This is a genomic window from Pseudomonas sp. LBUM920, from assembly GCF_003852315.1.
In the GTDB taxonomy this organism is placed as follows: Bacteria; Pseudomonadota; Gammaproteobacteria; order Pseudomonadales; family Pseudomonadaceae; genus Aquipseudomonas.
Map to the genome: position 1 here is coordinate 4,650,381 of NZ_CP027762.1, position 14,371 is coordinate 4,664,751.

Here is a 14,371-nt window from a genome sequence, read left to right on the forward strand (position 1 = left end):
TGGCTTTAGTGGGGCCGCTTCGCAGCCCTACGCAGGGCAAGCCTGCTCGCCACACCAAGCCTGCTCGCCACAACAGCCTCTCAACAAAAGACTTCAGGACGCGGGCATCACATCAATGCGATACGGCTCGAAGATCTTCAACAGCTGCCCGTTATCACGCAGGCGCTTGAGCATCTCGGCAAACGCCGCCCCGGTAATCGGTGCCTTTGGCCGCAGCAACGCGTAGTGGTGGTACACCTGGTCAATCCGCTCCGAGACCAGGAACTGCCCGGCCATGTCCGCGTTGCGCACCATGAAATCACTCAAGTACGAACGCGTGACCAGCGCGATGTCCGCACGCCCGCGCGCCACCATCAGCAAGTTGCTGTCATGGGAATAGGTCAACGTGGCGTTGAAATGCTCGGTCATGTACTTGGGGTCGGGGTTGAAGTTGGCAAAGGCGTAGTGATAACCGCTGAACACGGCCAAGCGCTTGCCGTTTAGGTCGGCGAAATAGCGCTGATCGCGACCGGGCTCACGTTGGGCGACGAAAATTTCCGCGTCTTCAAGTCCCATGTCCACGGCAGTGTGGGCAATGTTCTGCCAGCCCCAGTCGGGGTTTTCGAAGATCGCCATGTCGACCCGGCCTTGCTCGAAATCACGAAAGCGCCGCGGGATAGACGTCGGCACCAGTACAAATTGGTAATCGCTTTGCGAGGCGTTCAGCGCCTCGACCAGTTGCGGCAGTAAACCGGTGTCGGCACCCTGCTCTGGGCGTACGGTGTAGGGCGGAAAATGCGCGGCGCCGATCCTCACCAATTGCGCAGCCGAAGCCGGCATCCACCCCGCGGTGCCCAGTGCCCATAAAGTTAGTCCTGCAGCCAGCCGCCATGGCGAAAACATTGAGGCACACACCGTTTAATACTCTGATGGCGATAAGCTAGGCGTTTTTGTCAGGTGAGACAACTTTCCATCGGCAAATTAATGGCTTGCGCCTCAATCGGCCTTCAGCACCATCAGCAGGGCTTCTTCGGCCAATTGCTCCAGGGTCAGGCTGCCTTGGGCGCGGAACCACGTGGTGGTCCAGGACAATGCGCCGGTGAGGAAACGCCGGGTGATAAAAACATCGCCCCTGATGTAACCGGCGGCCTTGGCCTCGCCCAGCACCTGCAACCAGATGTCTTCGTACACATCACGCAGCGCCAGCACCTGGGCCTGGCCATCGGCCGACAGCGAACGCCATTCATAAACCAGCACCGCCATGGCTTCGCCGCTGCCGCCCATGATCGACTGCAATTCACAACGAATCAGCGCCAATACGCGTTCACGCACGTTGCTCGCTTCCTCGAGTGAAGCGCGCATCAACGCAGTGTTGTAGTGGATGGTTTCCTCCATCACCGCGCGCAGGATCTCGTCCTTGCTCTTGAAGTGATGAAAGATGCTGCCGGACTGAATGCCCACCGCGCTGGCCAGGTCACGCACGGTGGTACGCTCAAAGCCTTTGTTGCGAAACAGGTGAGCTGCGGTTTGCAGCAATTTGCCCCGGGCACTGTCGGGGTCGGTCAATTGGCCGGCATCGACCATGGTGCGCATCACCCTCAGGGCTTTTTGCTCATCCATGCCTCTCTCCTTCACGTGTGCTGACGTCGTGGGCGGCAATTTAGGCCGTGGCCGCCACCCAAGCAAGCGCTTGGGCAAAACTTGTGCATGGAGTTTACAAACCAAGCGCTTGCTTGGTAGTCTCGACGCCAGCCATTCGAGGACGGATTTCTCATGAGCAAGACGGTACGTATCGGCTGCGCCAGCGCCTTCTGGGGTGACACCTGCACCGCCGCCGCCCAGCTGGTGCATGGCGGGGCGCTGGATTACCTGGTGTTCGACTATCTGGCGGAAGTCACGATGTCGATTCTCGCCGGTGCGCGGATGAAAGATCACCAAGCCGGCTACGCCACGGATTTCGTCGAAGTGCTCACGCCGCTGCTGGGCGACATCCAGCGCCAGGGCATCCGCGTGATCAGCAATGCCGGCGGCATCAACCCGCACGCTTGCGCCGCCGCCCTGCAAGCGGCCTGCGACAAGGCGCAAATCCCGCTGAAAATCGCCGTGCTGCTGGGCGATGACCTGCAACCGCAGCTCAAGCATCTGCACGGCGTCACCGATATGTTCAACGGCGCGCCGCTGCCACCGATGTGCGTGTCGGCCAACGCCTACCTCGGCGCGCCAGGCATTGCCAAGGCACTTGAATTGGGCGCCGACATCGTGATCACCGGCCGGGTGGTCGACAGTGCGGTGGTCAGCGCCGCACTGGTGCACGAATTCAACTGGTCATGGCAGGACTATGACCGCCTCGCCCAAGCCGCCCTCGCCGGGCACATCATCGAATGCGGCGCACAGTGCACCGGTGGCAACTTCACCGATTGGCGTGACGTGCCGGACTACGAGCACATTGGTTTTCCCATCGTAGAGGTCAGTGCCGACGGCCAGTTCACCGTCAATAAAGTCGACGGTACGGGTGGGCTGATCAGCGAACTCAGTGTGGCCGAACAGCTGCTGTATGAAATCGGCGACCCGCGCGCCTACCTGCTGCCCGATGTGATCTGCGATTTCAGCCAGGTCAAACTGCAGCAGCAAGGCAAAAACCAAGTGCGCCTGCACGGCGCCAAAGGTTTGCCGCCCACCGATCAGTACAAGGTCAGCGCCACCTACCCGGACGGTTTTCGTTGCACCGCCAGTTGCCTGATCGCCGGGATCGACGCGGTGGCCAAGGCCGAGCGCGTCAGCCAGGCGATCATCAACAAGACTTCGGAACTGTTCAGCCAGCGCGGCTGGGCGCCTTATACCGAGGTGAATATCGAACTGCTCGGCAGCGAAGCCACCTACGGCGCCCACGCCCAGCGTCAGGACTGCCGCGAAGTGGTGATGAAACTGGCGGTGCGGCACCCGAGCAAACAGGCGGTGGTGCTGTTCGCCCGCGAAATCGCCCAGGCGGCCACTGGCATGGCGCCCGGCTTGACCGGCATCGTCGGCGGGCGGCCGACGGTGTATCCGCTGATTCGGCTGTTTTCGTTCCTGATCGATAAAACCGCCTGCGAGCCGGTGATCGACTTCCAAGGCCAGCGTCACGCCATTGAACTGCCCGCCTCTGCGCCACTGGTCACCCCAGCCGCGCCGATTGACCCGCCCAAGCCCCAAGGCCGCGCCGACGCCAATGTGCCGCTGGTAAAGCTGGCCGTGGCGCGCTCCGGCGACAAGGGCAACCACAGCAATATCGGCGTGATCGCCCGCCACCCCGACTACCTGCCGTGGATCGCCGAAGCGTTGACCCCGGAGGTGATCGTCGACTGGATGAGCCACGTGCTCGACCCCCTCCACGGCCGCGTTGAACGCTGGTACTTGCCCGGCAGCCACAGCCTGAATTTCCTGCTGGAAAACGCCCTGGGCGGCGGCGGTATCGCCAGCCTGCGCATCGACCCGCAGGGCAAAGCCTTCGCCCAGCAACTGCTGGAAATTCCCATTGCCGTGCCGCAACACATCGCCGATCAACTCAACTAAAAGGAGCGTTGCCGTGGCTTTCGACTCAATCTTCAAAGCCGACCTGTTCCACGGGCAAACCGTGATCGTCACCGGTGGCGGCAGTGGCATTGGCCGCTGCACCGCGCATGAACTCGCGGCCCTGGGCGCTCAAGTGATTCTGGTGGGGCGCAAACCGGAAAAACTGCAAACGGTGGCCGCTGAAATCGCCGAAGACGGCGGCACGGCCCATTGGCAGGCTTGCGATATACGCGATGAAGAGGCGGTGAAGGCGCTGGTCACGCAGCTGCTCCACGCACACGGGCCGATTCACGGGCTGGTGAATAACGCAGGCGGCCAATACCCGTCGCCCCTGGCCTCGATCAATCAAAAGGGCTTTGAAACCGTGCTGCGCACCAACCTGGTCGGCGGTTTCCTGATGGCGCGGGAAGTGTTCAACCAGTCGATGAGCAAGCACGGCGGCGCCATCGTCAACATGCTCGCGGACATGTGGGGCGGCATGCCCGGCATGGGCCACTCAGGCGCCGCGCGTTCGGGCATGGACAACTTCACCAAGACCGCCGCCTTCGAATGGGGCTACGCCGGGGTGCGCGTCAACGCCGTGGCGCCGGGCTGGATTGCCTCCAGCGGCATGGACACCTACGAAGGCGCCTTCAAGGCGGTGATCCCGACCCTGCGCGAGCACGTGCCGCTCAAGCGTATCGGCACCGAATCGGAGGTCAGCGCGGCTATCGTGTTCCTGCTCAGCCCCGCCGCCGCGTTCATAAGCGGCAGCACCTTGCGCATCGACGGCGCCGCCAGCCTGGGCAGCCGCGCCTGGCCGCTGCCCAAGGCGGAACCGCCGAGCGAGCCGTTCAATGGTTTCCACCGCGCCTACCTGCCCGAAGTGCTCAAGGCGGAGCAATAAACCATGCCGGCAATTGAAAGCTTGATCGACGCCCACAGCCCGCAGTTCGCGCAAAACCGCGAGGCGATGCTGGCCGCCATCGCGCAGCTGCGCCAGCTGGAGCACGCCCTGCTCAGCAAGGCGCAGGAAGCCAAACCCAAGTTCGACACGCGCGGCCAACTGCTGCCCCGCGAGCGCCTCAACCTGCTGCTGGACCCCGGCGCGCCGTTCCTGGAGCTGGCCAGTCTGGCCGGCTACAAACTCCACGACGACAAAGACGGCAGCGCGGCCGGCGGCGGCTTGATCGCCGGCATTGGCTACGTCAGCGGCGTGCGCATGCTGGTGGTGGCCAATAACAGCGCGATCAAGGGCGGCACCATTTCCCCCACGGGGCTGAAAAAATCCCTGCGCCTGCAACAGATCGCCATGGAAAACAAACTGCCGGTGGTGACACTCGCCGAAAGCGGCGGTGCCAACCTCAACTACGCCGCCGAGATTTTCGTCGAGGGCGCCCGCAGCTTTGCCAACCAGGCGCGCATGTCGGCCATGGGCCTGCCGCAAATCACCGTGGTACACGGCTCGGCCACGGCCGGCGGTGCGTATCAGCCGGGGCTGTCGGATTACGTGGTGGTGGTGCGCGGCAAGGCCAAGCTGTTTCTCGCCGGACCGCCGCTGCTCAAGGCCGCCACCGGCGAAGTGGCCACCGATGAGGAACTCGGCGGCGCCCAGATGCACGCGCAAACCGCCGGCACCGCCGAATACCTGGCCGAAAACGATGCCGACGGCGTGCGCATCGTGCGCGAGATCGTCAGCCTGTTGCCTTGGGATGAGCACCTGCCGCGTGCGCCAAAACGCGCTTACACAGAACCGCTGTACCCCATCGAAGAACTGTTGGGGCTGATCCCCGACGACCCGAAAAAGCCCTACGACGTGCGCGAAATCCTCGCGCGCCTGGCCGACGGTTCCAACTTCCTCGAATTCAAGGGCGAGTTCGACGCCCACACCGTCTGCGGCCATTTGCACATCCAGGGCCGCGCCGTCGGCGTGATCGGCAATAACGGCCCGATCACGCCCAAAGGCGCGAGCAAGGCCGCGCAATTTATCCAGCTGTGCGACCAGAGCCGCACGCCGCTGCTGTTCCTGCACAACACCACCGGTTTCATGGTGGGCACCGAGTCGGAGCAACACGGCGTGATCAAGCACGGCGCGAAGATGATCCAGGCGGTGGCCAATGCGCGGGTGCCGAAACTCACGGTAGTGGTCGGCGGCTCCTACGGCGCCGGCAACTACGCCATGTGCGGCCGCGGCCTGGACCCGCGCTTTATCTTCGCCTGGCCCAACAGCCGCACGGCGGTGATGGGCGGCGCGCAGGCGGGCAAGGTGCTGCGCATCGTCACCGAGGCCAAGCAATTGAAGGCGGGTTTGGTGCCCGACCCCAAGGTGCTCGACATGCTCGAACAGGTCACCGCGCAGAAGCTCGACAGCCAGTCCACCGCGCTCTATGGCAGCGCAAATCTGTGGGACGACGGGCTGATCGATCCACGCGATACCCGCACGCTGCTGGGTTACCTGCTGGATATTTGCCATGAGGCCCAGATGCGGCAGTTGCAACCCAACAGCTTCGGCGTGGCGCGTTTCTAAAGGAGAACAACCACAATGATTTTTACCCAGGAACATCAGGAACTGCGCCGCACCGTGCGCGCCTTCGTCGATCGCGAGATCAACCCGCATGTGGACGAATGGGAAAAAGCCGGGCGCTTCCCCATTCACGAAATCTTTCGCAAGGCCGGCGATCTCGGCCTGCTGGGCATTTCCAAGCCGGAGCAATTCGGCGGCATGGGCCTGGATTACAGTTATTCCATTGTGGCAGCTGAAGAATTCGGCACCATTCGCTGCGGCGGCATCCCGATGTCCATCGGCGTGCAGACCGACATGTGCACCCCCGCCCTCGCCCGCTTCGGCAGCGATGAACTGCGCGACGAGTTCCTGCGCCCGGCCATCAACGGCGAGCAGGTCGGCTGCATCGGCGTCTCGGAAACCGGCGCCGGCTCCGACGTCGCCGGGCTGAAAACCCATGCCCGCAAGGACGGCGACGACTACGTGATCAACGGCAGCAAAATGTGGATCACCAATTCGCCCAGCGCCGACTTCATTTGCCTGCTGGCCAACACCTCCGACGACAAGCCGCATATCAACAAGTCGCTGATCATGGTGCCGATGAACACGCCAGGCATCAGCGTCAGCCCACCGCTGGAAAAGCTCGGCATGCACAGTTCCGAGACGGCCCAGGTGTTCTTCGACGGTGTGCGCGTGCCGCAGCGCAATCGCATCGGCCACGAAGGGGCGGGTTTCATGATGCAAATGCTGCAGTTCCAGGAAGAACGTCTGTTTGGCGCGGCCAACATGATCAAGGGCCTGGAGTACTGCATCGACAGCACCATTGAGTACTGCAAAGAACGCCAGACCTTCGGCAAAGCGCTGATCGACAACCAGGTCATTCACTTTCGCCTGGCCGAGCTGGCCACTGAAATCGAATGCCTGCGCGCGCTGGTCTACCAGGCCACCGAGCAGTACATCAAAGGCCAGGACGTGACCCGCCTGGCCTCCATGGCCAAGCTCAAGGCCGGGCGCCTGGGCCGCGAGGTCAGCGACAGCTGCCTGCAATACTGGGGCGGCATGGGCTTTATGTGGGACAACCCGGTGGCCCGCGCCTACCGCGACGTACGGCTGGTATCGATTGGCGGCGGCGCCGACGAAATCATGCTGGGCATCATCTGCAAATTGATGGGCACGCTGCCCGGGAAAAAATCATGAACACCTTGCTGCTCGAACCGCATAACGGTGTGGTGCACATCACCCTCAATCGCCCGGCGCATCGCAATGCCATGAGCCTGGAGATGGTCAACGAACTGCGGGCGGTGTTGGCGCAGCTCGACAGCCAGGTGCGCGCGCTGGTGATCAGCGGCGCGGGTGGGCATTTCTGCGCGGGGGCGGATGTGAAAGACATGATCACCGCCGGCGGCACGGCGCAGTTGCAGGCGCTGAACCGCGCGTTTGGCACCTTGCTGCAAGAAGTTGAGGCGGTGCCGCAAGTGGTGATCGTGGTGCTGCAAGGTGCAGTGCTGGGGGGTGGGTTTGGGCTGGCGTGTGTGAGTGACATTGCGATCGCCGATCACCAGGCGCGATTCGGCTTGCCGGAAACCAGCTTAGGCTTGTTGCCAGCGCAGATCGCGCCGTTTGTGGTCAAGCGGATCGGCCTGACCCAGGCGCGCCGGCTGGCGCTGACCGCGGCGCGGTTTGATGGGCTTGAGGCGCAGCGCTTGGGCGTGGTGCATTTTGCCGAGAGCGATGCGCAGGCACTGGCGCAGCGCCTGGATGAGGTGTTGGGACAAGTGCTGCAGTGTGCGCCGGGCGCGAATGGGCGGACTAAAGCGCTGTTGCTCGCCAGTGCCGACGAGCCGCTTGAGGCGGTGCTGGATCGCGGAGCGCAGTGGTTTGCCGAGGCGGTGACGGGCATGGAAGGGATAGAGGGGACGCAGGCTTTTGTGCAAAAGCGTAAGCCAGGTTGGTGCAAATGACGCCATCGCAGGCAAGCCAGCTCCCACCGGGAGAACGCCTTTCACATGGTGGGAGCTGGTTTGCCTGCGATGGGGCCAGAACATTCACCCCGTGCGCCAAGGGATAAACCAATGCCCACATTCAGCAAAATCCTGATCGCCAACCGCGGCGAAATTGCCTGTCGCATCCAGCGCACCGCCCAGGCCCTGGGCTACCGCACCGTGGCGGTCTACAGCGATGCCGACGCCCAGGCCCTGCATGTGCAGATGGCCGACGAAGCCGTCAACATCGGCCCGGCGCCTGTCCAGCAGTCGTACCTCAACATCGCCGCCATTCTCAACGCAGCCAACATCACAGGCGCCGACGCCATCCACCCCGGCTATGGCTTTCTCTCCGAAAACGCCGACTTCGCCCGCGCCTGCCAACACGCGAACATCACCTTCATCGGCCCAAGCGTTGAGGCCATCGAACTGATGGGCAGCAAACGCCTGTCCAAACTGGCCATGCTCGAGGCGGGCGTGCCGTGCATACCCGGTTACCAAGGCGGCCGCCAAGACGACGCCACCCTGCAAGAGCAAGCCAAGCGCATTGGCTACCCTCTGATGATCAAGGCCAGCGCCGGCGGCGGCGGGCGCGGCATGCGCCTGGTGCACGACAGCAGCCAGCTGCTCGACTCACTGCGCACCGCCCGCTCTGAAGCGATGAACGCCTTCGGCAGCGACGAACTGATCCTCGAGCGCGCGCTGATCGACCCGCGCCATGTCGAAATTCAATTGTTCGGCGACAGCCACGGCCAGCTCATCTACCTGGGCGAACGCGATTGCTCGATCCAGCGCCGCCATCAGAAAGTCATTGAAGAAGCCCCCTGCCCCGTGATGACCCCGCAACTGCGCCAAGCCATGGGCGAAGCCGCCCTGAAAGCCGGGCGGGCGGTCAATTACGTGGGCGCCGGCACGGTGGAATTCCTGCTCGACCGCGACGGCCAATTCTATTTCCTGGAAATGAACACGCGCCTGCAAGTGGAGCACCCCGTTACCGAGCTGATCACCGGCCTCGACCTGGTGGCCTGGCAACTGCACATCGCAGCCGGTGAAGCGCTGCCACTCACACAGGCCGACGTGGCCTTAAGCGGTCACGCCCTGGAAGTGCGCCTGTACGCCGAAGACCCGACGCAGGGCTTTGTGCCGCAAACCGGTGACGTGCTGCGCTGGGAGCCTGCCGTCGGCGTGCGGACCGACCACGGCGTACTCGAAGGCCAACGCATCAGCCCGTTCTACGACGCCATGCTCGGCAAGATCATCGCTCACGGCGCCACCCGTGAAGAAGCTCGGCGCAAACTGCTGCGAGCAGTCCAAGACACGGTATTGCTGGGCGTAACGACCAACCAGCGACTGCTCGCCGATCTGCTTGAACACCCGGACTTTATCGCCGGCGATTTCAGCACCGGATTCATCGCCAAGCACTTCAGCGAGATTCCCCGTCAGGCAGCCACAGATGAACAGATCGCCCTGGCCGCCGCGCTGTTTTATCACCACAGCGCCGGTACCCACCACTCAGGTTTAACGGGCTGGCGCAACAACGCCAGCGTGCCTTGGACCTATCGCCTGGATATTAACGACGCACCCCACGAGGTCGCCGTGAGCGTGCTGCACGCCAACCACCTGCAGGCCAACGGCATCGACATTCGCAACCTCAGCACCGATGGCCGCCGGGCCACGCTGGAGATCAACGGCGTGCGCCGCCGCGTCGCCTACCACCTCGACGATGCACAGCTCTGGCTGCCCGGCGTGCGGGTGATCAACCGTACTCAGCAGGTCGCCAGCCGCCAGGTCGATGCCGGCAGCGGCACCGTCAAGGCGCCGATGGACGGTGCCATTGTCGACATTCGGGTCAGCGCCGGTCAGCGCGTCACCCAGGGTCAATTGCTGCTGGTGCTCGAAGCGATGAAGATGGAGCATCCGCTGACGGCCGGCATCGACGGCGTGATCAAAAACGTGCAGGTGATTGCAGGCGCTCAAGTGCACAATCGCCAGGTTTTACTGGAGATCGAAAAGGCCTAGGCGGAACTACACGGCCCGGCTACGCTCTATCCCCATCAGGAAGGGACGAGTACGGGAACCTGCGCGATGCCTCATTGGCTGATTATTGACCTTGAAGCCACAACGGATGAAGGCGGCTGGCCCGTGACGGAGATGGAAGTCATCGAGATCGGCGCGAGCCTGGTGAACCGCCAAGGCCGTGAACTGGATCACTTCCAGCGCTTTGTGCGGCCGCTGCGTCGGCCGTTGCTGACGCCGTTCTGCCGACAGCTCACCCACATCACCCAGGCCAACATCGACGCCGCTGCACCGATGACCGACGTGTGGCCACTGTTCGAACGCTGGCTGGGCCAGCATCAGACGCGCCTGGAAGGCTGGGCCAGCTGGGGCGACTACGATCGCAAGCAGCTTGAACTCGAATGGCAACGCCATGGCCTGGCCAGCGCGCTCGCGCAAACGCCGCATGTGAACCTCAAGCAGCGCTTCGCCAAGGCCCGGCGCCTGGATAAGCCGCTGGGCCTCAACGGCGCGCTGCAATTGGCGGGGATGCAGTTTCAGGGTCAGCAACACCGGGCGCTGGAAGATGCGCGCAACACCGCGCGCCTGCTGCCATTGATTTTGCCGGTCTAGGCAGCGCGCAAAGGCTTGGGCATACTGGCCGGCCTTTTCCAATATCCTGCTGTTCTGTAGGAGCCGGCGTGCCGGTCTTGACGTGCGCCTGAGCGAAGCCAGGCCCAAGGGCCTCATCGCAGGCAAGCACGTCCATACAGAGCAGGAAGCCTTAATCCACTTTTCGAGGATTCACCCATGTTCAAAGTCAACGAATACTTCGACGGCACCGTCAAGTCGATCGCTTTCGGCACCGCAGAAGGTCCGGCGACCATCGGCGTGATGGCCCCGGGTGAATACGAATTCGGTACCGCCCAGCGTGAAATCATGCACGTGGTGTCCGGCGCCCTGACCGTGAAACTGCCCGACGCCGACTGGGAAACCTTCGCTGCCGGCAGCCAGTTCAACGTACCGGCCAACAGCAAGTTCCAGCTGAAGGTCGCGGTAAACACTGCTTACCTGTGCGAATACCGCGGCTAAGGGTTGCACCGGTCAAAAAAATGCCCGTCTCGCAGGAGACGGGCATTTTTTATGCACGAACGTGTTACTCGATGATGGTCACGGGCATGCCCACTTGCAGAAGGCCCAGGTCATCGTTGACCAGGTTCTGGCCGAACAGGGCGCCGTGTTCCGTCTTGCGATAGGCATCGAGCGTGGCGAAGGGTTCGCGATCGGCACTGCGTTCGCCGGTCGCCGGGTCAATCGTGGTGAGAATACAACGAGCACAGGGCTTGACCACTCGGAACTCAACGTCGCCGATACGCAGGCGCTTCCAGCCATCTTCGGCGTACGCTTGACTGCCTTCGATCACCAGATTGGGGCGAAAGCGCAGCATTTCCATGGGCCGGCCAACCTGCCGGGAAAGGTCGTCCAGGGACGCCTGGCCGATCAACAACAGCGGGTAGCCGTCGGCAAACGCCACCTGGTCGCCATCTTTGCCGAAACCGGCCTCGGTGGTGCGTGCACGGGCCAGTGGCATCTGCACCAGCCGCGTGGCTTTGCCGATAAAGTCACTGACCCAGGCCGCCGCCGCATCGCCGGCATCCGGCACACGCAGGGTATCGCGCCAGATCGTCACCCCGCGCAGTTCGGCATCGCTGCCGGGTAAGGCCACCTCCAGCGGCGCCATGCCTGGCGTACTCAGGGTCAAGCCACCGGCGCTGTTCCACAACGCCGACAACTGGCTCATCTTCGCCACCGCCCGCTGCGTCAGAAATCGCCCGCTGGCTTCGTCGACCAACATCCAGCGTCGATCCCCGTCCAGCCCGAGTTGATCCAGACCGACCTGCTGCAAGGCTTCGGCCTTGCCGGACTTCAAGGGGTAACGGTACAACGCGCTGAGACGAAGCATGAGCCTGCGTTCCTGAGGGGACAAAGCGCCACCCTATAGCAGGCAGCCCCGGAATCAAAGGGCGACGCCCCCACAGTCAACAAGCAGGTGCAACGCGCAGACTCGCCGCGCCCCCAGACTTACTCTGGCCAGCGACTTACTGTGGCGAGCGAACTTACCGTGGCGAGCGGGCTTGCCCCGCGTTGGGCTGCGAAGCAGCCCCAAAGCCAGACCCCGCAGTTCTGCTGAGACACCGCAGCGTCCTTAAGGGGCCGCTGCGCAGCCCAACGCAGGGCAAGCCTGCTCACCACAAAGAGCCGGCTCATCCAACCCTAAGTTCCTCACAAAGAATCAGGCCGGCACTTCATCCAGCATCAGGCGTTGGCGCACCACATCCACCAGCTTGTCGGGCTGGAATTTGGACAGGAAGTTATCGCAACCGACCTTTTTCACCATCGAGTCGTTGAAGCTGCCCGACAGCGAGGTGTGCAGCACCACGTAAAGCCCCCGCAGGCGCGGATCATTGCGAATTTCGGTAGTCAGGCGGTAGCCGTCCATCTCGGGCATTTCGGCGTCGGTAAAGATCATCAGCAGTTTGTCGGTCATCACCTGGCCGCTGTCGGCCCAGGCCTTGAGCATGTTCAGCGCCTTGAGGCCATCACTGGCGATGTGCATCTTCACCCCAAGCTGGCCAAGGGTGTCGCGCAGTTGCGACAGGGCCACATTGGAGTCGTCCACCAACAGCACTTCGCGGCCACGGGCGCGCTCCAGTACCGGGTCTTCGAGTTTCTCGCGGGAGACCTTGGCGTTGTACGGCACGATTTCGGCGAGGACTTTTTCCACGTCGATGATTTCCACCAACTGGTCATCGACCTTGCTGATGGCGGTGAGGTAATGCTGGCGACCGGCGCTGGCCGGTGGCGGCAGGATGGCTTCCCAGTTCATGTTGACGATGCGGTCCACACCGCCCACCAGGAATGCCTGCACCGAGCGGTTGTACTCGGTGACGATAATCGTGCTGTTGGGCCCCGGCACCAGCGGACGCATGCCAATCGCCTGCGACAGGTCGATCACCGGCAGGGTCTGGCCGCGCAGGTTGACCACGCCACACACAAACGGGTGACGCTGGGGCATCAGGGTCAGCTTGGGCAACTGCAGGACTTCCTGCACCTTGAACACGTTGATCGCGAACAGCTGCCGCCCGGCCAGGCGAAACATGAGAATCTCCAGGCGATTCTCACCCACCAGTTGCGTGCGTTGATCTACCGTGTCGAGAATGCCGGCCATTAAAAGCTCCTGATGTGGTGTATGTGCGGCTGGTTCAAGCGGGTCGGGTATCGCGACCCTGCCGACCAACGCGCCGTCTTTGAATTGTTCGCGAGCACGCTTGCGCCTATGCTCGTTATCGGCGGCGATCGCCAGAGCTTGACCCCGGTAAAATGCCACGTAAATTCATTGATGTCACACTGACATCATGGTTTACTGCAACGGCCTCTTCAAACGGCACTCAAGCAACGTCGCGCGACCTTCAAATCGACGCGAGGTTCCGCTGCGTAAGGGAATCCCCTATGCACAATCAGGCCCAACCTGATATTCGCGATATCTAATAGCCATTAATGTGACGCCATTCTCATTGCATGAATGGAGTCACGCTTTTGTTTGCCATCCCAAGCCCTCGGCCCACGGGTCTTTTAGAGATTGCCGTGGCGGCATCCAAAGTTGTGCAAGCGACCCGAATGACCAGGGCCACTCACGGCTATCGTGATCATTCAAATAACGGTCCTACTGGAATTTCGGAAGCGGGCTACAGATTTCAGTCATATTTCAGCGGTAGGTTTACGCCATTCACCCGGTGCGGCATCTCATCACCCGAGCTTATGTTACGGAGACATGCATGATGAATAACGCAAACGAATGGCAAACTGCACTTCCCGAATTCCTGCTTGAGGCCGAGATGCTCCTGGCCAAGTCGCAAGAGTGCTTGAACCACTTGCATCTGATCCGCAACGACAGCGATGCCATCGACTGCATGAAAATCAGTTTGAGCAACCTGGCTGAAAAGGCCGAGGGCCTGGCCCTGCAGGCGATCAGCGAATTCTCTCGGCATATTCAATACCTGATTGCCAACGCCGCCTGCCCCATGGAACTGCATGATCAGGCGCTCAATGCCTTGCATGACTGCCTGACACTGCTGGCGTGGCAACTGGAATTGATCGACACCCGCACCGGCGAACTGGCCCTGGATGAAAGCGAACAAACTAAATTGATTGCGACAGTCACCTTGCAGATCCCGCAAAAAGACTTCGGTTATAAACCGCAGCAACGCTTACATCACACCTCGTGATGAGCGTAGAGGTCGTATTTAATCAGTGAGTTATCTAATAACGACAGCAACATATCAATTAGCGATCAGCGCTATAACTCTGCCCACCCACTTCC

13 protein-coding genes are annotated in these 14,371 nt (G+C 62.1%); 9 read left to right on the forward strand and 4 right to left on the reverse strand.

The window, feature by feature from the left end:
* Window positions 1-93: 93 nt before the first annotated feature.
* Together C4J83_RS21455 and C4J83_RS21460 are read right to left on the reverse strand one after the other, a co-directional pair.
* Complete coding sequence (locus C4J83_RS21455) at window positions 94-882, reverse strand: substrate-binding periplasmic protein (protein WP_106576493.1); 789 nt, start codon at window positions 880-882, stop codon at window positions 94-96.
* Between the two features lie 93 nt (window positions 883-975).
* Window positions 976-1,599, reverse strand: coding sequence for a TetR/AcrR family transcriptional regulator (locus tag C4J83_RS21460; RefSeq protein WP_106576492.1), 624 nt, complete (start codon window positions 1,597-1,599; stop codon window positions 976-978).
* A gap of 153 nt (window positions 1,600-1,752) precedes the next feature.
* Between C4J83_RS21460 and C4J83_RS21465 the strand changes: the two genes are divergently transcribed.
* The 8 genes from C4J83_RS21465 (at window position 1,753) to ppnP (ending at window position 11,082) form a co-directional block, all read left to right on the forward strand.
* Window positions 1,753-3,531 carry an acyclic terpene utilization AtuA family protein gene (locus tag C4J83_RS21465; RefSeq protein ID WP_124418152.1) on the forward strand — a complete coding sequence of 593 codons (1,779 nt, stop codon included), beginning with the start codon at window positions 1,753-1,755 and terminating at the stop codon, window positions 3,529-3,531.
* A gap of 13 nt (window positions 3,532-3,544) precedes the next feature.
* Entirely contained in the window at window positions 3,545-4,417 is an 873-nt protein-coding gene (locus C4J83_RS21470; RefSeq protein ID WP_124418153.1) for an SDR family oxidoreductase, read from the forward strand.
* 3 nt (window positions 4,418-4,420) lie between these two features.
* Entirely contained in the window at window positions 4,421-6,037 is a 1,617-nt protein-coding gene (atuC, locus tag C4J83_RS21475) for a geranyl-CoA carboxylase subunit beta (protein ID WP_124418154.1), read from the forward strand.
* 15 nt (window positions 6,038-6,052) lie between these two features.
* The gene (gene atuD, locus C4J83_RS21480) at window positions 6,053-7,210 is read left to right on the forward strand and encodes a citronellyl-CoA dehydrogenase (RefSeq protein WP_119742330.1); all 1,158 of its coding nucleotides are present in this window, start codon (window positions 6,053-6,055) and stop codon (window positions 7,208-7,210) included.
* Window positions 7,207-7,974, forward strand: coding sequence for an enoyl-CoA hydratase/isomerase family protein (locus C4J83_RS21485; protein ID WP_124418155.1), 768 nt, complete (start codon window positions 7,207-7,209; stop codon window positions 7,972-7,974). Before atuD ends, C4J83_RS21485 begins: the two co-directional genes overlap by 4 nt.
* Window positions 7,975-8,085: 111 nt before the next feature.
* Window positions 8,086-10,014, forward strand: a complete 1,929-nt coding sequence (locus tag C4J83_RS21490) for an acetyl/propionyl/methylcrotonyl-CoA carboxylase subunit alpha (RefSeq protein ID WP_124418156.1) — start codon at window positions 8,086-8,088, stop codon at window positions 10,012-10,014.
* 66 nt (window positions 10,015-10,080) lie between these two features.
* Entirely contained in the window at window positions 10,081-10,623 is a 543-nt protein-coding gene (locus C4J83_RS21495; protein WP_124418157.1) for a 3'-5' exonuclease, read from the forward strand.
* 177 nt (window positions 10,624-10,800) lie between these two features.
* Window positions 10,801-11,082 (forward strand): pyrimidine/purine nucleoside phosphorylase, encoded by a 282-nt coding sequence (ppnP, locus tag C4J83_RS21500; protein WP_124418158.1) that lies wholly within the window; start codon window positions 10,801-10,803, stop codon window positions 11,080-11,082.
* A 64-nt stretch (window positions 11,083-11,146) separates the two neighbouring features.
* Here ppnP and C4J83_RS21505 read toward each other — a convergent pair whose 3' ends face one another.
* Entirely contained in the window at window positions 11,147-11,953 is an 807-nt protein-coding gene (locus tag C4J83_RS21505; protein ID WP_124418159.1) for an MOSC domain-containing protein, read from the reverse strand.
* Between the two features lie 330 nt (window positions 11,954-12,283).
* Window positions 12,284-13,219, reverse strand: a complete 936-nt coding sequence (locus C4J83_RS21510; protein ID WP_017134971.1) for a chemotaxis protein CheV — start codon at window positions 13,217-13,219, stop codon at window positions 12,284-12,286.
* A 607-nt stretch (window positions 13,220-13,826) separates the two neighbouring features.
* On the opposite strand from C4J83_RS21510, the gene C4J83_RS21515 reads away from it, so the two are divergent.
* Window positions 13,827-14,276, forward strand: coding sequence for a hypothetical protein (locus tag C4J83_RS21515; RefSeq protein WP_177413708.1), 450 nt, complete (start codon window positions 13,827-13,829; stop codon window positions 14,274-14,276).
* Window positions 14,277-14,371: the final 95 nt, after the last annotated feature.